The organism is Sediminibacterium sp. (assembly GCF_051861365.1).
Lineage (GTDB): Bacteria > Bacteroidota > Bacteroidia > Chitinophagales > Chitinophagaceae > Sediminibacterium.
In genome coordinates, this window is sequence record NZ_JBHYCW010000003.1 from 84,799 (window position 1) to 107,258 (window position 22,460).

The 22,460-nt window shown below is 37.9% G+C and carries 15 protein-coding genes; 6 read left to right on the top strand and 9 right to left on the bottom strand.

Annotated elements, in window-relative coordinates; genetic code table 11:
• Positions 1-58: 58 nt before the first annotated feature.
• The 3 genes from ACTIEV_RS02070 to ACTIEV_RS02080 are packed head-to-tail and all read right to left on the bottom strand — an operon-like array spanning position 59 to position 4,986.
• Positions 59-1,438 (bottom strand): RagB/SusD family nutrient uptake outer membrane protein, encoded by a 1,380-nt coding sequence (locus ACTIEV_RS02070; RefSeq protein ID WP_322196028.1) that lies wholly within the window; start codon positions 1,436-1,438, stop codon positions 59-61.
• A 17-nt stretch (positions 1,439-1,455) separates the two neighbouring features.
• Positions 1,456-4,659, bottom strand: coding sequence for a SusC/RagA family TonB-linked outer membrane protein (locus ACTIEV_RS02075; RefSeq protein ID WP_322196029.1), 3,204 nt, complete (start codon positions 4,657-4,659; stop codon positions 1,456-1,458).
• Between the two features lie 60 nt (positions 4,660-4,719).
• Entirely contained in the window at positions 4,720-4,986 is a 267-nt protein-coding gene (locus ACTIEV_RS02080) for a hypothetical protein (protein ID WP_322196030.1), read from the bottom strand.
• 325 nt (positions 4,987-5,311) lie between these two features.
• On the opposite strand from ACTIEV_RS02080, the gene ACTIEV_RS02085 reads away from it, so the two are divergent.
• Positions 5,312-5,545, top strand: coding sequence for a helix-turn-helix domain-containing protein (locus ACTIEV_RS02085; protein ID WP_322196031.1), 234 nt, complete (start codon positions 5,312-5,314; stop codon positions 5,543-5,545).
• A 149-nt stretch (positions 5,546-5,694) separates the two neighbouring features.
• Here the strand turns inward: ACTIEV_RS02085 and ACTIEV_RS02090 are convergent, their stop codons facing one another.
• Both ACTIEV_RS02090 and ACTIEV_RS02095 read right to left on the bottom strand, forming a co-directional pair.
• Positions 5,695-6,699 (bottom strand): hypothetical protein, encoded by a 1,005-nt coding sequence (locus ACTIEV_RS02090; RefSeq protein WP_322196032.1) that lies wholly within the window; start codon positions 6,697-6,699, stop codon positions 5,695-5,697.
• A gap of 135 nt (positions 6,700-6,834) precedes the next feature.
• Positions 6,835-8,190, bottom strand: a complete 1,356-nt coding sequence (locus tag ACTIEV_RS02095) for a thioredoxin family protein (protein ID WP_322196033.1) — start codon at positions 8,188-8,190, stop codon at positions 6,835-6,837.
• Positions 8,191-8,700: 510 nt separating this feature from the next.
• Between ACTIEV_RS02095 and ACTIEV_RS02100 the strand changes: the two genes are divergently transcribed.
• The 4 genes from ACTIEV_RS02100 to ACTIEV_RS02115 all read left to right on the top strand — a co-directional run bounded on the left by ACTIEV_RS02100 (position 8,701) and on the right by ACTIEV_RS02115 (position 16,335).
• A complete protein-coding gene (locus ACTIEV_RS02100) occupies positions 8,701-10,410 on the top strand; it encodes an amidohydrolase (RefSeq protein ID WP_439515972.1) in 1,710 nt (569 codons plus the stop codon).
• Between the two features lie 99 nt (positions 10,411-10,509).
• A complete protein-coding gene (locus tag ACTIEV_RS02105) occupies positions 10,510-13,773 on the top strand; it encodes a S41 family peptidase (protein ID WP_322196035.1) in 3,264 nt (1,087 codons plus the stop codon).
• A gap of 151 nt (positions 13,774-13,924) precedes the next feature.
• Entirely contained in the window at positions 13,925-15,280 is a 1,356-nt protein-coding gene (locus tag ACTIEV_RS02110) for a Gfo/Idh/MocA family protein (protein WP_322196036.1), read from the top strand.
• An 8-nt stretch (positions 15,281-15,288) separates the two neighbouring features.
• On the top strand, positions 15,289-16,335 hold the full coding sequence (locus ACTIEV_RS02115; RefSeq protein ID WP_322196037.1) for a phosphotransferase enzyme family protein: 1,047 nt from the start codon (positions 15,289-15,291) through the stop codon (positions 16,333-16,335).
• 12 nt (positions 16,336-16,347) lie between these two features.
• Here ACTIEV_RS02115 and ACTIEV_RS02120 read toward each other — a convergent pair whose 3' ends face one another.
• On the bottom strand, positions 16,348-17,388 hold the full coding sequence (locus ACTIEV_RS02120; RefSeq protein WP_322196038.1) for a sensor histidine kinase: 1,041 nt from the start codon (positions 17,386-17,388) through the stop codon (positions 16,348-16,350).
• A gap of 151 nt (positions 17,389-17,539) precedes the next feature.
• Between ACTIEV_RS02120 and ACTIEV_RS02125 the strand changes: the two genes are divergently transcribed.
• Positions 17,540-19,009 (top strand): M28 family peptidase, encoded by a 1,470-nt coding sequence (locus ACTIEV_RS02125; RefSeq protein WP_322196039.1) that lies wholly within the window; start codon positions 17,540-17,542, stop codon positions 19,007-19,009.
• A gap of 206 nt (positions 19,010-19,215) precedes the next feature.
• Here ACTIEV_RS02125 and ACTIEV_RS02130 read toward each other — a convergent pair whose 3' ends face one another.
• Genes ACTIEV_RS02130 through ACTIEV_RS02140 form a run of 3 tightly spaced genes read right to left on the bottom strand, consistent with a single transcriptional unit; the run spans position 19,216 to position 22,457 of the window.
• Entirely contained in the window at positions 19,216-20,493 is a 1,278-nt protein-coding gene (locus ACTIEV_RS02130) for an alkaline phosphatase family protein (RefSeq protein ID WP_322196040.1), read from the bottom strand.
• A gap of 60 nt (positions 20,494-20,553) precedes the next feature.
• Positions 20,554-21,156 (bottom strand): phosphatase PAP2 family protein, encoded by a 603-nt coding sequence (locus ACTIEV_RS02135; protein ID WP_322196041.1) that lies wholly within the window; start codon positions 21,154-21,156, stop codon positions 20,554-20,556.
• Between the two features lie 44 nt (positions 21,157-21,200).
• Entirely contained in the window at positions 21,201-22,457 is a 1,257-nt protein-coding gene (locus ACTIEV_RS02140) for a homoserine dehydrogenase (protein WP_322196042.1), read from the bottom strand.
• Positions 22,458-22,460: the final 3 nt, after the last annotated feature.

Genomic DNA, 22,460 nt, shown 5'->3' on the forward strand with positions numbered 1-22,460 from the left:
AAGCAAGTGATTAAAAGGATGCTTTTATGAATGGTATACATATGATTGATTTAAAGGGTTATCTGGGATTTTGTTGAATTTGGCTTTGCTCGATTTCTTCTGCCGGTATGGGCAGGGTATACAGGGGACTATTGGGTGGCAACGTGATCGTATTGCCATTTAAGACTCTAATCAAGCTAATAGATGCACCTTCACTATTGAATCTTTTGAGATCCAACCAACGATGTCCACGCCATACCAATTCTTTTCTTCTTTCCGTCAGCACTTTGTTCAAAGCATCATTTGCATTGATGGCAGTCAATGGCTGAAAAGTGCCTATGCGGAATCGTTTGGCTAATAAAGTATTAAGATCTGTCATGGCTGCTTGGGTATTACCTGCCCTAGCATAGGCTTCTGCTCTTATTAAGTAGATTTCATCCGTTGCCAATCCGGTAAAGACAAAAACAGTTCCACTATATCCTCTTTTGAATCCGATATCATTTCCGGAAATGCTTCTAAAGAAAATATTCCTGCGAAGGTCATTGGTTGCATAGGAGCGGTAAAGTGTTGTATCTGCCCATGCTACAGCAGAAATAGTTTGTAACAAACTATAATTGTTGGCCTGGCAATAGTAGATGGTTTCATCGTTTGATCTTGGAAATGGGGTGACAGCAGTTGCACTGATGGTATTGTAATCTATCAATGACCGGTACAACTGTAGACTGCTGTCTGCAAAAAGTAATGCGCGATCGTATTGTTTGGTGTACAAACAAACCCTTGCCAATAAACCATAAGCAGCAGCTTTAGAAGGTCGATTTTTTTCTGTAATGGGTTGCTGAAGAGATAATAATCTGACTGCTGTTGCTAGATCCGTTTCTACTTGATCAAATCCTTGTTTCAGTGAGGACCTTGTAAAAATCTTATTAATGTCGGTACTTGTTCTGAGCGGAATACCCAATTGTGTTGTTGCAGTCTGTGGATGATAGGCCGGTGCAAAATGTTGTAAAAGACTTGTAAATGCATAGGCTCGCAAAAACAAGGCGGATCCTTTTATATCATTCAAAAGTGGTTGCTCTGATTGGAGCGGTTTGATCTTCTCACATTGTTCCAAAACGATATTTGCATACAATACCTGTTGGTAAGGAACAGACCAATCACTGTTTTGTCGAATTGAAGCATACAAATCTTTCTCCCAACTATAGGCATTTCTTTCCAATAGGTTTGCAGCCAACCAGTTGGTAGAGGAGAGATAATAGTTATCAGCAGAGAGTTCACCCAAGCCCGGTGAAAAGGTAAAAATATTGGTATTGTCAAGTAACCATCTCAGCTCTTCCAAGGAAGTGGGTATGATGATACCACTATTGGGTTTCTTTTCTAAAAATTCTTTTTTTGAACAAGCGAAAGTCATCCATGCGATGGTAGAAATATATAGGATGGTAATGATGTTTTTTATTTTCATGATCTTTTTTTTGAGGGTTAAAAATCAACATTGATACCTAAGGCATAAGACCTTGGTGTAGGATTTCCGGTAACGTGGTTGGGATCGATGCCCTGTTGATTGGCTCTCCAAATGATGCCTATATTGTTGATATAGCCATACAGTTGTGCTCTTTTAATGATTTTGTTTTGCCATTTATGAACAGGTAAATCATAAGAGAGTCGCGTATCTCTTAATCGAATATGGTTTCCATTTTCAACCAAAACTTCTGCGTATTGGTAGAACTCATCTCTTGCCGGAACTGCCGGATACACCCTGGAAGGAACCTGTGTATTTTTTTCGTCTCCCGGCTTTTGCCATCTCATCATGTAATCACCATGTACGAGGTTGCCATATTGTATCATGCTGCTGTAATGTGTGTTATAAGCAACAGAGGATCTTCTAAAGTAAAATCCCCATTCATACACGATATTGAATGAGAAAGCAAATCTGCCCCATGATAAATCGTTTCGGATACTTCCGAAAGAAGTGGGTCTACCTGAACCAAAATATTTTAAATCGGCAAAAGAAGCCGGTGTCACCAATGCAGAATAATTATTGGAGGGCTGTCCTTGTATGATTCCCAATGGATCCCCGTTGTTACTGCTCAATCCTGCCCATGGGTATGCAAAAACAGCCGACCAAGGTTTACCCTGCAAAGGGTTTAAAGGCATTGAGCTGAGATAGGATTTAGCCTGTTGCGGGGTTACTAAATATTTGGTTACAATATCCTGAGAATGACTGTAGAGTAAATGAATGTCCCAACGCCATTTTTTTCGCATAGCTTGGATATGCAGATTCAGGTCCCATCCTTTGGTTTCCAGATTGGCGATATTTTGTCTGAATTGTGCTACACCTGTTTGAGTAGGAACAGGACTGTTACCAATCAAATCCTTACCAGATTTTATATAGTATTCAATGGATCCGGAAATGCGTTGATTCCATAATGCAAAATCTACTGCTGTATTCCACATGCCAATTCTTTCCCAAGACAAATTGGGGTTCGGAGGGTTAATGATAAAAGATGCAGGTTGGGCAAACACACTACCCAATCCAATACCTGCTGTGGTGAAAGCTGTTGTTGATTTATCCAGATTGCCATTAAAACCATAGGTTGTTCTTAATTTCAATTGATTCACCCACTTTAACTTTTGTATGAATGACTCTTTATGCAAATTCCATCCCAGCCCCATTGACCATAGTGGTACCCCTCTTTGATTGGCATTAACTCCGAAAATATTGGACTCATCTTTTCGAATGCTAAGATTCACCAGATAGCGTTGGTTCAGTACATATCCTGCATTCAAAAAGTAGGATACAAAGCGATCGGTTAATTTTCTTTGTGTATTACCCGTTGCAATACTTCCCGGGTTTCCGATGGGTAAAGTGGGTAATTGTGAAACGGAGTTCACAGGTATATCTGTTTGATTTTCTTCATTGTAACCGTACCGCCTGAAACTTGTATTACTGTTATGATAATCTCTTACTTCCGCACCAGCCACTGCAGTTATGCTGTGTTTTTCAGCAATGGTTGTTGTATAATTCATTTGTAATCGCAGATTATGCGAATAATACTGCGTGATGGATCTATCCATGATCCCACCAATGGGTATTTGTCTGGTAGGTACACCGGTTATATAATTGGGAACCGTAAAACGGTTGATAAGATCTCTGGTAAAATAGGACTGTCGGGATCTGTGTTGATGCCCATGTTGATTTCCTTGTTGCCACTGATAACTTAAACTAAGTCCCCAACCTTTTTTGAAAGTATAGTTGAAAGTTTGTAATAAACGCAGGTCTGTAAGCATGGATCGATTGCTAACATGATCTCTATCATCTAAGGGACGATAGGTCCAATCCAATAATTGTCGCTGCGCAATGGTATCCAGCCATTGACTTCTATAATCACGATACACAGGTAGACCTGTACCTTGTGGGTCTACCAGATCGGTGTAAATCGGATAGCTGGTAAGGGTGATATCATTGTACGTGATTGTTCTGGTATTGGTGAGTGTTAAATCTGTTGTAGATTCTAATTTCGAAGGGAGTATTTGCCAGTGTTGGCGTGTGCGGAGTGTGAATCGTTCATTTTGGTTGCCGATCAAATCTCCTTGGTTCTTATCATAACCGATTGCCCAATGGTATTGACCCAAGTTATGACGACCATCCATTGAAAGTGTGTATTGTTGGTTCATGGATGGTCGATAAAAATGATCATTCAAGTCTTTTCGATAATCTTGCTGGATCAGGTTGTTGACAAGCTGTAAAGAATCTGCTGCTGTAATAATTCCTGCTCTTCTTTGAGCCAGCATGGTAATCAACGGCGAGAGGGAAAGATGAGGTGTATTGATACGTCCATTATAATGGCCACGGTCAAAAAGAAAAGTTTCTAAACCCATGTATTCACGTGCATCGGTTACTGGTTGATACCGGAGATTGGGTCGTTCATGGAAAGTGCTGTTCATGTTGAAACGAAATACCGGTTTTGCGGATTGGGTTCCTTTTTTGGTGGTGATAACGATCACTCCGTTTCCGGCACGTACTCCCCATATAGATGCAGCTGAAGCATCTCGCAGTATGGTGATATCTTCTATGTCGTTGGGGTTGATGGTAGATATATCTGCATCATAGGGAAAATTATCTAAGATGATCAGCGGCTCAGTAGAGGCAAATAGTGTACTTCTTCCTCTGATCATGATGGGAGATTCATTGACGCTGGGATTTCTATTGCGATTGAAAAGGAGGGAGCCAGCAATACCATCCAGACGATCCAAAATGTTACTACCAACTCTCCTTTCTAGCAATTGATTGTCAATTTTGACAAAAGAACCGGTGGCTCTTTCTTTCGGTGTGGTTTGGTAGCCGGTATTGACAATGACTTCTTCCAAGTTTTGTACCATGGGCTCCATGAATAATCGTAGAGGAAAAGTGGTGTTTTCATCTAATGTGATTTGTAACAGTTGATAACCCATATGAGTAGCGATCAGGGTATCTGATCCGGTGAAATTGCCGAGACTAAAAAATCCATTTTCATCTGAGCGTGTTTTTTTTCCTGTTTTTTTCAAGGTCAGACTCACCAGATATATGGGAGTACCATTGGTTGTTTGATAGATTGTACCGGTTAATATTCTATTGGATGGTTGATGAATTTGTGTCCAGCCAAGTAATGGGCATAGCAATGCCAGTAAGCAAAATTTTCGCATTTTTTACAGTTAATTAGTGAGCAATAAAGTGAGGATAAGGATGAGCAGACGCTCTAATGGCTACACCGGATTTTTTGGTTTTTTGGCATACTGGGTTTTGAGTAAACACCAGGCAGTACCAAGTGGATGAACGAGGATAACGTGGTTTTTCATTTTAAAACCTTGGCGACGCGTAATGATTTTCAGATGTGGACGGTAGGTAGGTAAACCTTCTTTCTCCCTAAATATTTTTCGTTTGAGTAAATGACAAAGAATAGCATCCAGTGTTTCTTTTGAAACACCGGAACGAATCACCCATAACATTGTATCCAAGCGGCATGGTTTCATGCGTATAGCTTTTATGATCAATAATGTTGGGGAGTCTTTGTGTAAGAGAGGTCTGAAAAAAGGACGTGGAACTCAACTTACCGCTATAGAGGTCCTAGGAGACCCATGCACGAATAAGAGAGCCCACGCCGTAACGTGGGCATTCCACTTATTGTCTCATGCATGTTGAAATTTCCTAGGTTTCTATAGCGAGACTCAAAGCGAATGCTTCAATAGCTTATATGAAGAATCGCAATTTAAAAATTCTGAGTAAATATACTGAAATTATCATATAAAGGGACATATCCCTTTGATTTTTTTGCACATTTTGTCTCACTTGCCAACTGTGGCAGAAACAAATAAAATAGATCGCTTCGTTATTCAAAGAGTGAAAGATTTTCGTGTAGAAAACGGAATGACTCAAATGGCTTTGTCGCAGAAGTTAAATATGAGCGATAGTTTTATTGGTCATGTCGAAAGCCCCAAACGCAGAGATAAATATAATCTCACACACTTGAATGCGTTGGCTAAAATATTCAAATGTTCTCCCCGAGATTTTCTGCCGGAAAAACCTTTGTAGTCATAGCCTGATCTAACAGCCTCTTAAAGGAAATAATAAGATATGTTCTTATTCCTTCTTCTTCAGTACAAGACAATCAGCACTGCTGCGCTTTTCCTCCGTTATAAGTGCGTTACAAGTCCGTTATAGGTCCGATATTCATTCGATATTCATTTGACTATCGTCCACTGCTCATTCGAGAGCTCTTCTAGACTACGGAGGGGTATCTGTACATAAGGTAAAGGGTATTGTATATAGGTTTGATAGTATCGGTCTTTTACAGGGATGCTTAGTTGCACAGATAAGTTTATAAGTCTCGATAATAGAAACGATCGTGATAAATTTTTAAAGCTAGACTGTATTAAATCAAAAGCTACATGTAGTTGGCTACTGTCTTTGATATAAGGCTGTGTAGTATTGAAAAGTTTAAAATAAATAAATGTTTCGGTAATTTTTACCAATATAGTATTTGCAGCATCAGCATTTAAATCTTTTTGACTGACAATTTTTTTAAAAGTTCTTCTTTCCCAAGATTTAAACAAACTGGAGGAGCGTTCTAAGCTCTTAAGTTTACTAAATAAATATATTGAATCTAAAATGGCAAACTGATGAATAAAATCATGTGCAATTTTTCTATACTCATCAGTCATTTTTTTTGAATGGTTGTATGAAATCAGAAAGGATAGTCTTTTCTTCTTAAGATGTTCAATTTGAGTAGCTCTGGATTTTAATTCACGTAAGCTTATGACATTTAGTAATCTAGTAGAAGGACAAAAGATATCCGTTTCATGAATCATCTCATTTAAAAAGTTCAAGTCATTTGTTCTTTTATTGTCTAGTTTATTGTTAAAGTGTAAAACGCCTTGATTATCTTGGCTTATTTCAACTCGTTCACCTGGATATAGAATATATGGGCAATTGGTAGCATCTTCCTGTTGTATTATCGTGAGTGGAGTAGCTGAATAAATTTTATTTTCTCCTTTCAGTAATTTTAGATTGTTTCTCTCTCCTTCTTTATTTGTGAATTCAAAGTTCAACTTATATTTACTGCCATCATTTATTAGTACTGAAGAATCTTTTATTTCTATGTATACCATTTTATCATTACTATACTGAAAGCCAGATACAATATTGAAAGGTATAGCTAGTAGTAAAATGAGGATGATGCGTACCATAATTCTTTTTTGATATGTCAGTAATACCGGTCGCTGCATTTATATAATTTATATTCTTTTGCTAGGAGTGTTTAAAATCAGGAGTTGATATAAAAAGTAAAATCAATAATTGACTGTGTATAATATACGCGATAATTATTGGACAATCAGCTTTCCTTTTTTCATCTGCATAAGCTGTTTTTGATACATTTCTGTTGCATCACTTTCTTCTAAAACTTTTGATGCAGCAATCGCTAAAGTCTGATATCGAATAGCTTCCTTTTGATCTTTAAGCTTATAATGTACTTTAGCCAGATTATTCAATGAATGTGGATATATGTTTTTGAAGTAAGTGGTATCAAGTAAACAAATATCTAAAGCATTTTTTGCCCATTTTTTTGCAGCTAAAAGATGATCTATATTGTTATCATTATCTATGATATAATCTGTTATTGAATTGTACAGCCTAACAAATTGTACACTTTGAGTATGTTTATAATCTAGCTTTGCCTCTTGTATCTCTTCAGGAGTTGCATCTTTATAGTCTTCGCTATTTATAAGTTCTAACAAAACAATACTATCTAGGGCAGCCATTTTTTTGAGCGTGTATTTAGAGAGTTGGTTTTTTATAAAGGAATCTGCTTCTTTATAAAACTTAGTTTTATTGTTAAGGCCAGAGAAGTACTTGAGCTTGACTGTTGATATATTGTCAAAAATATTTTTTTTATCAGTATACTTTAATACCAGATTTAAGAGGCTATCACTTTTAAATTCAATGGCTTTGCCTAAAGTCTTTTTTCTTGCATTTTCAATATAATATTCAATCGGGTAAGCATTTTTTAGCGATTGTAATTTTTGCTTATTATCTATAAGAGTTTCAAGTCCGATCCCTACTTGTAAACTCTTATTGATCCGATTTCCATTGTCTATCAGAAGTTGAAGGGTCTCAGTTCTAATTCGTTCTTCTCGTGGTAGTAGTTGAATATAATGGTCAAGCAAATCTGAGTTATCTAATTTCAGTTTCGTTCTTCGACTTAAGTAATCTTTTAAAAATAAAAGATCGTGACTCTTTTGCTTAAATAGACTGTCTAACTCAAGAACTGTAATACTTTCTTTTGATTCTATTATGGCATTTGCAATTTGCTGACTAAAATCATAGGATGACATGTATCCAACCGTTCTGTAAACTAAAACTCCTTGATTATTCAGAAAAAGGTATGTTGGATACGAAGTAACATTATATTTCTTCGCTAATGAAATTCCTTGTCCTTCCTCAGCATTTACTTTCAAAGAAATACAGTTTGAATTGACTTGCTTTATAATGCTACTATCTGTAAATACCTCACGATCCATTCGTTTGCATGGACCACACCATGTAGTATAAAAATCAATTAAGATCAATGGCTTATCTGATTTTTGAATAATATTATCCAGTTCAAATTTTTCAATAAAATCAATTCTTTGGGCATGAACTTGATTGATGAATAGGAGTAAATAGATAATGTATTTCATTATTGACGCTTATTTTAGCAATATCCTTTTTTTTGAAGGCTATTATATATCATAAGACAAAAGGGAAGAAGTTTTACATAAAATTGATTCTAGCATTTTAATTCTTCTCTTTGTTAGTATGTATTCTTTTATGTCTTGCACCAATTGTTTAAATATACGAACCCTTTATTCATATAACATTTTTTTTAACTGTTAAAATTTTGAAATTTTCTTCTCTATGATATCTCACATTTTTCTTCTTCGCAGGGTGTCCAAATAAAAAGGAAGTTCGTCGCATCGTCTCTCGATCTCGCCTTGGGCGAGAGAGGGGACATTGCGGTGTTACACAGATAGGGTGATTGTGTTTAATAGTAGATTTAAACATACTGAAACAAAAGTGATCGTGTAAAATAAAACCATAGGTTGTCTCGGTTCGGTCACCGCAACGTCCCCAATCTTTTGCCTTTGGCAATAGAGGGAGATGATGCAGAGAAAAAAATTGCCTACATTAGATATCCTTTAATTGCTCGTATGAGAAAAACCCTACTGCTGCTTTTATTAGCTGTCCTTGCACTGCTATCCATGAAAAAAGATCCGTTGGTTACGGATATCGCTGATCAATTGTATATCAATGGACATATCTGGACTACTGACCCTTCCCTTCCTTTTGTAGAAGCATTAGCAGTAAAAGGAGATAGAATTCTGGCAGTAGGTTCCAATGCTGATTTGAATCAGTTTAAAAATGCTTCCACCAAAGTAATTGATCTGAAAGGAAAAATGATGATGCCCGGATTCAATGACGGACATGTTCATTTTTTATCCGGCTCCTTAGGTTTAACAGTCGTAGATCTTGTAGACGCTAAAACCATGCAAGAAGCAATTCAGATGATTGCTGACTATGCGAAAAAACATCCTGAACTACCTTGGATCACCGGTGGCGGCTGGCAATACAGTTTATTCCCCGGAGGATTACCCAATAAACAAATGTTAGATGCCGTCATTCCAGACAGACCTGTTTATTTAAAAGCCTATGATGGTCATAGCGGCTGGGCCAATAGTAAAGCATTATCTATTGCAGGAATTACGAAAGAAACAACATTCAAAGGTTTTGGTGAATTGGTGAAAGATAAAAATGGAGAGCCTACCGGTGCTTTCAAGGAAAGTGCAACAGGCTTGGTAACTCGATTTGTACCGGGGCCTGATAAAGCAGCCAAGTTCAATGCATTACTAACAGGATTAAAGTATGCTGCTGCTCTGGGAATTACCAGTATTCAGAATGCAAGTGGTTCCAGAGAAGAATATGAATTGTATGATTCATTACTGAGAACTGATCAACTCACTCTACGAACTTCTATTGCATTCAGTGCCGGAAGAAGTCCCAACGAAAAAGATATCATCGGCTGGAAATCGATTAGGTCACAAAACAAAAATCCAAAATGGTTGAAAACAACAGCTATTAAATTTTTATTGGATGGCGTGATCGAATCACATACAGCAGTAATGATTGATCCCTATAGCGACTTATTACAATTGGATAGTATTTACAGAGGTCAATATGCCATACCAATTGATCAATATGAAAAATGGGTGAATCGATTGGATCAAGAAGGATTTCAAATCTATACACATGCTATTGGCGATGCTTCTGTACGATCTGTATTGAATGCTTATGAAAAAGCCATGGCTACCAACGGACAACAAAATAAAAGACACAGAATTGAACATATTGAAATGACCACCACAGTGGATATTGAAAGATTTCATCAACTCGGTGTATTGCCTTCTATGCAACCCATTCATGCATATCCCGGAACCATTGATGTGTGGAGTAAAGCAGTAGGAGAACAAAGATTACCCTTGTCATTTCCTTGGGCATCATTTCTGCAAAACAAAACCAAATTGGTATTTGGTAGCGATTGGCCTGCTTGTATCAGTTTAAACCCCATTCGAGGTATCCATAATGCAGTGAACCGAATGACAACAGATGGTAAGCCTGTTGGTGGCTGGATTCCTGCACAAAAAATCAATTTGCAAGATGCCTTGTATGCCTATACCGCAGGTGCTGCTTATGGTTCTTTTGATGAACAAGAAAAAGGGCAACTTAAAAAAGGGTACCTGGCGGACTTTATTGTACTCTCACAAGATCTTTTTAAGATCAAACCGGAAGATATTTATAAAACAAAAGTGGAGTTGACAGTTGTAGGCGGTAAGAAAGTTCATCCAACTGGTCTTTATGAATAAAAGCAGCAATAACACTATAGAAAACGATAGCATATTTTTTAGAAATGCATTTTAATATAGTAAGATTATAAACGAATCGCTTATTTGAAAACCAACCATATGAAAAATAAATATTTCGGTATTTGCAGAATAGTTTTCTGCCTTGTACTCTTAAGTACATATGGTACTTTGTTTGCGCAAGGTACTATGTTACTTCGTCAACCCAATGCCAGTAAAGATCATATCGTCTTTGTACATGCAGATGATATTTGGGTCACTACTATGAATGGTGGAGATGCCCGTAGATTAACATCCGCTATGGGAACAGAACTCAATCCTAAAATCAGTCCTGATGGTAAATGGGTAGCTTTTACCGGTCAGTATGATGGTAATACGGATGTATATATTGTTTCGATTGATGGTGGCGAACCAAAAAGAATGACATGGCATCCCGGTGCTGATATTGTTCATGGCTGGTTGCCTGATGGAACGGGTGTTTACTTTACTTCCGGCAGAGAAGGATATCCCACTGTGAATACCAAGTTCTTTACAGTCAGTGTCAAAGGAGGAACGCCAACTGCCATGCCTTTACCTTTTGGTTTCTCCGGTACTTTATCTCCTGACGGACAAACCATGGCATACCTGCCTTATAGTTTGTGGGATCCTGAATGGAGAAACTATCGTGGTGGTCAGGCACAGCCCATCTGGTTATTCAATATGAAAACCTTTGAAACAGTAAAAACGAAACAAGGAGATAGAGAAAGACATAGTAGTCCGACCTGGAACAATGGTATTTTATATTTCTTATCTGAACAGGATTATATCAATAATGTGTGGTCGTATGATCCGAAAACAAAAGCACAAAAACAGATCACGTTTCATAAAGATTTTGATATCAAAAATGTTTCTGCTGCCAATAATAAATTGATCTATGAGCAAGGAGGTTATTTACATAGCTATGATATTACAACACAAAAAACACAAAAGCTGGAGATTCATGTGAAAGCTGATCTGAATTGGGGTCGCCCTCGTTGGAATAATCTTAGTGGGGGTAGTCTGATTAATGCGAGTTTATCTCCTACGGGGAAAAGAGCACTGTTTGAGAGTAGAGGGGAAATATTTACCGTACCCAAAGAAAATGGAGATTGGAGAAATATCACCAACTCTACAGGTGCTGCTGACAGATCACCTATTTGGTCGCCTGATGGACAAAAACTTGCTTGGTTTTCAGATGCCAGTGGTGAATATCAGTTAATGGTAAGAGATCAGTTTGGATTACAAGAGGCACAAGCATTTCCGATTCCGAATAAGAAATTTTATTTCACACCTGCCTGGTCGCCTGATAGTAAATACATTGCATTTACAGATACCGATTATAATATCTGGTACATGGATGTGAAAACAGGTACCATTAAAAAGGTAGATACCGATCGTTATGCGCATCCTAACAGAACCATGAAGCCTGTTTGGTCACCGGATAGTAAATGGATTGCGTATGTTCAGTTGCAGAACAATCAGTTCAAAGCAGTAAAAGTATACAATCTTGAAACCGGTGTGAGTAGGCAATTAACGGATGGTTTATCTGATGCTATTGATCCGCAATGGGATGAAACTGGTAAGTACTTATACTTTTTAGCAAGTACTGATTTTGGATTGGCAACAGGTTGGTTGGATATGAGTAATTACAATTATCCGGTAACACGTACATTATACATTGCAGTACTGAGTAAAGATGCAGCATCTCCATTAGAACCCAAAAGTGATGATGAACCCGTGAAGAACCCTGCTGATACCGGTTCTAAACAAACAAAACCAACAGCCGCTTCCGGTGTTCAAGTGAAAATTGATTTTGATGGATTGGATCAGCGAATCATTGCTGCGAATATTCCATTGAGAAATTATACAGGCTTAGTAGCAGGACCTGATGGCACCGTGTTTTATATGGAAGCAATACCCAATCAGCCTGGTGTAGTATTGAATAGATTCAGTACGAAAGATCAAAAAACGATTGAGTTTGCTAGAGCTGTGAATAGTGCAGTTACCAGTGCTGATCGCAAAAATTTATTGTATCGTTCAGGTGCCGGATGGTACATCGTTGGTACGTCGGCAGCTCCTCGTCCGGGTGAAGGCAGATTGGCAACCGATGCCATGAAAGTATATGTGGATCCCGGTAAAGAAGCAGAACAGATCTATAAGGAAGGATGGCGTTTGCAAAGAGATTTTCTCTATGTGGATAATGTACATGGTGCACCATGGGATAAGATCTATGAGTGGTACAAGCCTTGGGTAAAACATGTAAAACACAGATCAGACCTTAACTATATCATTGATATTATTAGTGGAGAAGTAGCAGTTGGACATTCTTATGTGAGTGGTGGTGATTTCCCGGATGTGCCCACTATTCCGGGTGGATTATTGGGTGCAGACTATCAAGTAGATAATGGTTATTTCAAGATCAAAAAAATATATACCGGTGAAAATTGGAATCCTGAATTAAGATCGCCGTTGAGTGGTCCGGGTATCCATGTAAAAGCGGGAGACTATTTGCTGGAAGTGAATGGAGAAAAATTGGATGCATCCATGAACTTGTATCGTTTGTTTGAAGGCACTGCCAATAGACAAATTAAAATCAGGGTGAATAGTAAGCCTACTTTAGAAGGCTCTCAATTGATAACAGTTGTTCCCATTGCCAATGAAGCCGCACTGCGTTCTCGCGATTGGGTAGAAGGCAATCGTCGAAAAGTAGATGCATTATCCGGAGGCAAACTGGCTTATGTATATGTGCCGAATACAGGTGATCCCGGATATACTTCATTCAATCGTTATTATTTTTCTCAACAGGATAAACAAGGTGCCATCATTGATGAAAGAAATAATGGTGGAGGATCTGCTGCTGATTATATGATTGATGTGATGAGTAGAAAATTACAAGGATACTTCAATAACAGGGTAGAAGGGCATCGCGTTTCAACCACACCGATGGCTGGAATTTGGGGTCCTAAAGTGATGATCATTAATGAAAATGCAGGATCAGGTGGTGATCTGTTACCGTATATGTTTAGAAAGATGAAACTGGGTCCATTGGTAGGAACAAGAACATGGGGTGGACTGGTAGGTACTTGGGATACACCGCCGTTCATCGATGGTGGAAGAATGGTGGCACCCAGAGGAGGGTTCTTTGATACAGATGGTAAATGGGCTGTAGAAGCAGAAGGTGTGGCGCCTGATATTGAAGTGTTTCATGATCCAAAAGTGATCATCGAGGGACGAGATCCACAATTGGAAAGAGCTGTTCAAGAAGCTTTACGTTTAATGCCTACACAAGGAATTGAATTGAAGAAAGAACCTACTCCACCGATTCGATCCTTCCGTCCGAAGAATTAGTATTGTATCATTTTATTTTTATCGCCTGATCTTTTTGATCAGGCGATTTTTTTTAAATAGTAATCTGGGATTATCTGAATAGGTATTCTTTGGATAGCACTTACTATTTTATTTTTTATCCCTTACATTGTGGTTGTCTAAAATAAATGCCATGTTAAGAAGAAAATTTATTGCACAGACAGGATTAACAGCTGCTGCTATGACTGTACTTCCTTCCATCAACACCTATGCTGAAACAAAAGCAGAAAAAGTACGTCTAGCCATTATTGGAACAGGTCTTCGTGGACAAAATCATTTGGACTTGATCTTACGCAGAGCTGATACAGAGCTAGTAGCCATTTGTGATATCAATGATAAAATGCTGGAATCAGCTAAAGCCATGATTACGAAGAGTGGTAAAGCTATGCCACAGGTATTTACGGGAGACCCTTATGCATGGAAGAAAATGATTACAACCCATCAGCTTGACGGTATCATCATCGCTACTCCATGGGAATGGCATAAAGAAATGATTATCGGATCCATTCAAGCAGGTATCAAATATCTTGGCTCTGAAGTAATGATTGGCATTAGTTTGGAAGATCATTGGGAAGTGGTACGTGCTGCAGAATCTGCAAAAGCGCATGTGATGATGCTGGAAAATGTTTGTTATAGAAGAGATGTGATGGCGGTATTGAATATGGTTAGACAGAACTTGTTTGGAGAGTTGATTCATTTACAGGGAGGCTATCAACATGATCTTCGGGAAGTGAAATTCAATGATGGAATTCATCCTTATGGTCATGGTGTAGAGTTTGGTGAAAAAGGATTTTCTGAAGCTGCATGGCGTACGGCTCATTCTGTGAATCGAAACGGAGATTTATATCCAACACATGGTATTGGTCCGGTTGCTCACTATATCAATATCAATCGTGGGAATCGTTTTGTTTCATTGTCTTCATTTGCTTCCAAAGCAAGAGGCTTGCACAATCATATTGTAAAGAATGGAGGTGAAAACCATCCCAATGCCAAAGTGAAATTTAAGTTGGGAGATGTAGTTACCACAAATATTCTTTGTGCCAATGGCGAAACCATTTTATTGCAGCATGATACCAACTTACCAAGACCCTACTCTTTGGGTTTTAGGGTGCAAGGAACCGAAGGAATCTGGATGGATGTAAACAAGGGGATTTATCTGGAAGGTAAATCGGCCAAAGCACATCAATGGGATAATAGTAAAGAATGGTTAGATAAATATGATCATCCTTTATGGAAAAGATGGAGTAAGGAAACAGATGGTGCGGGACATGGCGGTATGGATTTTTTTGTGATCCACTCATTTATAGAATCCATTAAAAGAAAACAAGCAACGCCTATGGATGTATATGATGCAGCTAGTTGGAGTGCGATTACACCATTGAGTGAACAATCCATTGGTTTAGGTAATCAGACTGTTCCATTCCCTGATTTCACCGGCGGGCAATGGATGTATCGAAAGCCCATATTTGCATTGAATGATGAATATTGATACATGCTATGTCAAATCATATTCCTCCCATATCGGTATTGAAAGCGTATGACTTACATGATCTTTCAGTAGAAGTAAGTACAATTAGTAATGGGTTGATCAATCATACCTGGAAACTAAGTAACGGCAACAATACCTGGATTCTTCAAAGAATCAATACCACTGTTTTTCAACAACCTGAATGGATTCAAGAGAATATTGAGCAACTAGGTAGGTATATTCAATCCTTTAATCCCCAATACCTATTTGTAAAGCCGCTGAGCGCGTCGGATGGAACTACTTTAGTACAACAAGATGGAAATTTTTATCGATTGTTTGTCTATATCCCAAATTCACAAACGATCACAGTAGTAGAGAATGTTCAACAAGCAAAAGAAGCGGCTTTTCAGTTTGGGAACTTCACCAGACAATTTGCCAATTTTGATTGTTCCCGGCTACATACAACGATCAAAAATTTTCACGATCTTTCGTTTCGATATGAACAATTTCAGCAAGCACTTCGTAATGGCTTACAAGAACGTATCCTAGAGGCTGAAAAATGGATAGCTTTATTGGCATCCTGCTCTTTTATTGAACAAACTTATCGATCTATACTGATTGATCCGGAATTCAAAGTGAGGGTGACGCACCATGATACCAAGATCAGTAATATTTTATTCGATCAAAATCATCATGGACTATGTGTAATCGATCTGGATACGGTGATGCCGGGTTATTTCTTCAGTGATCTGGGTGATATGTTCCGAACATATTTATCTCCGGTGAACGAGGAAGAAAAAAACCTGAGTTTAATTCAGGTACGAACCGATATGTATAAAGCCATTGTAGATGGATATGCGCAAGGTATGGGAGATATTCTCACAGAAAAAGAACGACAATCTTTTTTTGATGCAGGTGCTATCATGATTTACATGCAGGCACTTCGTTTCATGACTGATTTTTTGAATGGGGATCAGTATTACCAAATCCGGTACCCGACACATAATTATGAACGTACAAAAAATCAGATTACTTTATTACAGCATTATTTGAATAAGAGAGAAGCGCTTGAGTAGAGAAACAGAATTCTATAAAGGGATACAAACAGCGGCTTTGATCATACCCGCTTCAGGGTTGTCTACTAGAATACGCGCTTTTTGTCCATAGATACTATAAATACGTTTTCTGATCTCACTCAAATGTTCATTTTCCTGTTCTAAGTAATTCGAGAAGTTGCCTGAGCTAATGACACCAAAGCAATGTAAGTCCTCCTTGTATTCAGAATAAATATGAATACTACCTGTCTTAATTTGATCGTCAAAACCATGTCGAATTGCTTTTTCTACAAGATACTGCATCACCATTGCAGGAACAGGCTGGTCTAAAGTATCTTCTTCAATATCATATTGAACAAATAGCTGGTCTGCAAAACGAATCTGTTCTAGGGCAATATAATCTTTGATGATTGATAACTCTTTTTCAAAAAGCGTTTTTTCAGCCTTGTCAACCTGAATACTGTTGCGCAAAATATTACTCAACATGGTAATGGCTTTCCGGGCTCTTACAGGATCATCTGTAACGAGTGATCGAATACCATTCAAACTATTGAATAAGAACTCCGGATTGATATGCGATTTTAAAGTAGTGATTTCTAATTCACTCAATAGGTTCTCCAGTTTGGCTTGTTCTATATTTTGTTCTCTGGTTTTTTGTACAAAATGATAAACGAAGTATAGTAGATTCCAGATTAGTACAAAATGGAAATAGGAAAATGCAAATCGGATCGCGATATCCAGAAAAGAGAAACTGGCGAGATCAAAAGATTGAATATCCATCCACGATTCTGTAGCAACAATACTAACACCAATAAAAAATGAAAATATCAAAGAGAGTATACTCAAAGAAAATATCTGCTTCTGCAGACTAAGTTTTAGGATCCCCAATCGCTGAATGACCATGCGCATAATATGGGTTAGCCAAAATCCAATAAAAACATGGGTGAGTAATTGCTCAAAAAAATGAGGCTGTGGAGCAGCACGTATGGATAAATAAAAGAAAATATAGATCAAGCAGTAGAGAGACCATCCCGCTGTTTGAAAGATCCAATATGTTCTTTGGTGTTTATTCATACGGGACTAAGATATTAAATATGTACATATCCCTTCAGGCAATGTATATGTTCGGTCCAACACCGATAAAATCAGGTAAATAGGCTATTTATAGATTATTCTGTTCATGTTCCGTAATAATCTATAAATTTCACGTTCATAAATATCTGATATGATCAAACAACTAACTATCGGATTAGCAGCGATGCTGTTGATCAATACTTTGACTCTTGCACAGGCAAAACAAGAGTGGAATACTATTTTTAAAACCATTAATGATGAAGTACAGCAAAACTCAAAAGCCTATAGTGCTTTAAAAGATGCCACTGAAACCATTGGTCATCGTCTCACCGGTTCGAAGAATGGAGAAAAAGCTGAAGCCTATGCATACAATCTTCTAAAATCCTATGGATTTAAAGATGTAAAATATCAACCTTTTGAAGTAGAAAGTTGGAGCAGAGGAACTTTATCTGTTCAGATCGGAACCAATACATCTGCTTTAAAGGAGGTGAAATCTGTTTCCTTGGCACATTCTCCCGTAGCTGCAGATGTTACACTTGAAGTAGCAGATATGGGCAATGGATTGGAAGAAGACTATTTAGCCAATCCCGGAAAAGTAACCGGAAAAATTGCACTGGTATACTTAGGTGTATTGCCAGGTTCTAAGCCGGGTACCAGAAGTTTACATCGTTCAGAGAAAACTGCATTGGCCACCAAATATGGAGCAAAAGGAATTATTATCATCAATACAGCAGATGGTGGAATTTTATTAACAGGCACTGCATCGGTAACAGGAAAACTAATACCTATTCCTGCAGTTTGTATTGGTAAAGAAGATGGAATGGCTTTCAAAGCTGAAGTAGCAAAAGCTACGCACTTTGCACATATCAAAATGACCAATTTTTCCGGCATGATCAAAGCAAGAAATGTAATTGCTACCATCAAAGGAAAAACACTACCGAATGAAAAAATTGTAGTGGGGGGACATTTAGATAGCTGGGATCTAGCAACCGGTGCTATTGATAATGGTATCGGATCTTTTTCGGTACTGGATATGGCACGTACTTTCAAAGTTTTAAAATTACAACCACAACGCACCATTGAATTCGTAATGTTCATGGGAGAGGAAGAAGGTTTGTTAGGCTCAAAAGCTTATGTAGAGCAAGCTGTTAAAAATAAAACCATTGATCAGTTGCGTTATATGCTGAACTATGATATGACCAACGATCCTAAAGGCTATTCAACTACTGCTGAAGAAAGTAAAGAATTGTTTCAATCGATAGGCGCCATTGCAAAAAGTATAGATACTAGTTTCACCAACATTTTCAGAAGTGGAGCCGGATTGCATAGCGATCATCAACCATTTATGTTGCATGGTGTTCCAACAGGAGGTGCAGCAGGGGGTAGATTACCCAATAATGCTGGCCCTTGTTATCATGCAGATTGTGACGATTTTAAATTGGTAGATCCACAAGGAATGAAGAATACGGTCAGATTCAATGCCATGTTGTTATATGGTATTGCAGATACAGATATCATCAAAGCGAAACACTTTACCGATGCTGAAACCAGAGAGTTCTTATTAAAAAACAATCTTAAAGAACCGCTAAAAATAGCAGGGGAATGGCGTTGGGAAGACTAGGATGATAGAATACGAAACAAGAAATACGAAACAAGAAATAAGAAACAAGGGACAAGAAAGTTCCAAGAGATAATACTCAAGTTTAAATAGCGCCGGACTTTAGTCCGGCGAATAAGAGAATGAGAAATAAGAGATAAGGAGGTTGTAAGAGCTAATATTTACAGCAGAAGGTGAAAGCATCGATCTTGAATCTTATACCCTGTGCCTTACTTGTTCCCTGTTTCTTGTTTCTTATTTAATACTGCTCTAAGTATTTCTGCTTTCCCATCAATTCTTGCTGCATCATATTGCAGTCCGAGTATATCTGCAATTAATGGATAAACATGAATGTTCTCAAATCCCTGAATACGTAAGTCTTTTTTAAAAGCGGGACCCCATGCCTGAAAGCTGGCACGCATATCGGGATGATGAGGGTCATAACCATGTTTTCCCGGACCAGTAGGGCGTCCAGCTCTATTGAAAACCTTGGGGAGACGAGCTAAAAGAATGATATCGCCGATTCTATTGTAACGATCATCGGCAGTGCTGTAATGTAAATTAACAGGCATGTTTGATTTTAAATACACATCATAATCTATAGCATTCTTTTTCAAAGTCTCATAAAATGGAGTGATGGCATTTTTGTCTTTTGCATACAATTGTAATACAGCACTACCTGAATTCATGGAAAACAATGTCGTATCTATCAACGGATAGGGAATGGTATTTTGATGATCTACTTTTGCCATACCATGATCGGCAACAAAAACAAAATTTACCGGTAATCCGGATGCAGCAGCAACTGCTTGAAGTTTTCCAATGCTTTCATCTACAAATTGAACTGCTTCAGCTGTTTCTTTACTATCAGGGCCAAAACTGTGTGCTGCATGATCTACTTCTGGGAAATAAAAACTAATAAAATGCGGTCTTTTATCTTTCGGTAAAGCCAGCCACTGTTTCACCGTTTCAATACGTTGATCGATACCAATTTTTTCATTGTAAAAATAATGATAGGTAGGCGGTAATTGTTGTATAGGAGCTTCAGACGCTACCCAATAAAAACTAGCAGCAATCATTTGTTGTTGCTCTGCTAACACCCATAACGGGGTTCCCCCATACCAGTATGGATCCGCTACCATCTTCTTGTCCTGCATACCATAGGTTTGCTGACGCCCACGATCATAAAAACTATTGTCTACTAGACCATGATGCGCAGGGTATAAACCTGTTACAATCGTATAATGATTTGGAAAGGTAAGGGATGGAAAGGATGGCTGCATGTAATCAGCTACTACACCTTGTTTTCCCAATGCAATCAAATTTTTTGCATCGTATTTTTTAGCAAAATCACTTCTGAAACCATCAGCCGATATAAGAATCACATAGGGTTTATCCTGCTGATGAGTGGCATTTTGTCTACCCGGCATGATTTGCTGGGTAGTATCTTGTGCAAAAGAGCAGATGGCACAAAAAATAAATAGACTGAAAATTATTTTTTTCATCATGTCAGAAGATTGAATTACAAATCTAATCAGATATAGTCTAAAGTCTGTGTGACTTTACTGTCAATTCTTGACCCATTTGTTTTGAATAGTGATCGATATCAAAATCGTTAAGATGGCGGCAATAATACCTCCTGCTACATCTATCGGAAAATGTTGTGCTAAATAAATGCGCGAATAGCCGGCTAGGATGGCATATAATAATCCAACAGGTAATACCCATTTTTTATTGATGAGTATAGTCCCTAAAAGAAAAATGGTAAAAGCAGTAGTGGTATGTCCGGATGGAAAACTATTCAAACTATGCAATTCTACCCCGTTAACACTATGAAATAAAGAATGATCCGGTATCGCCAAGGTAGGACGAGGAACTCCTTTGAAAAAAATATTTTTACTCAGCTGGGCGAATAGGGTAGAAAAAACAATGGAACTGATAACCAGTAATAGCGGTCTCCTTTTGAAAAAAAATGTCAATAAAACAATGGGCACCCATATAACTCCATCTGCCGTATGGGTCCAATATTGGAAGAAATAGTCCGCAGACAGTCCAAGATCATTATTGAGTAATAAAAAAGCGTTTTCTTTCCCCAGCCAAAATGAAAGCGAAAAAAGTACCATCCCTATAACAAGTGAAATCAGGATTGCGTACTTGGTAGTTTGCTTCATAGATCAAAGCTAAGAAAAGGAAAACGCTTTTCTATGATTTCTGATCATACAATTCCGGCCAATTCCAAACTTTTCTTTTTTAGTTTGATGATGTCTAGGTTATCAATGATGGGGTCAGTAGATAAGATCAGTGAGGTATTATTCTCCTTCCACCAGCTTCCTTCGATCAGTTTGCTGACATGTAATACACCTACCAAATATTTTCTTTCTGCATCCGCATGCCATTCTTCAATCCATTCAAAATCTTCTTTGGAAATATATTTCCAGTCATCAAAACTAACATACACTTTTAAGTAATAATCAGTGGTCAGTTCATGTGGTCGGTGATGATATAGTTTTTTGTATTCATATCTGTAATTATACCTGAGTGCTGATATATCACTCAATACCGCAGATGCGGTAGGGAAGCTGCCGGCACCTTTGCCATAAAAAAACTGCTTGTCTGCAAATCCGCTCTCAATTACAACACCATTGTACTCGTTTTTCACAAATGACAATGGCTCATCCAGTTTTACAAACTGTGGTAAGACAAATGCGGCTACTGAACCATTCTTCAATTTTTTTGCCTGAGCAATTAACTTGATATCATAATGTTTCTCTTTCGCAACCAATGCATCACTTAGCTGAATATTTTGAATACCACTAAAGAGAACGTCTTCCGGACTGGTAATAATACCATAAGCATGGTTCAGCAGAATCACCCATTTATTCAAAGCATCATAACCTTCTACGTCAAGTTTAGGATTACTTTCAGCAAATCCGAGTTGTTGCGCCAATAACAAAGCCGATTGAAAATCGAGCTTGTCTTCAAACATTTTAGTAAGAATAAAATTGGTAGATCCATTCACGATCGCTTTGATGGAATGAAGCAGATCATTGTCATAATACTCTTCCAGGTTTCTGATCACCGGTATAGAGGCACAGGCTGATGATTCATACAGGAAAGGCAATCCTGTTGCTTCTTGTAGTTGCAGTAAAGCAGGTAAGTTTTCTGCAATCATTTTTTTACTGGCACTGACTACTGCTTTTCCATTGTTCAAAGCAGTTGAAACAATTTCAAATGCAGCTTTAGCATCATCAATTACTTCTACAATCACATTGATCTCCGGGTCATTCAATAGTATTGTTCGATCTGTAGTAAAAAGAGAAGTAGGCGCATCTCTCTTTTTTTCAGGGTTACGAATACATACTTTTTTTATAGATGCTTTCAGTGATGGGGTTTGTTGTAAAACCTTGTAAAGACCTTCGCCTACTACGCCAAATCCAAATAATCCAATTGTTAATTGCTTGTGAGCTTCCATGAT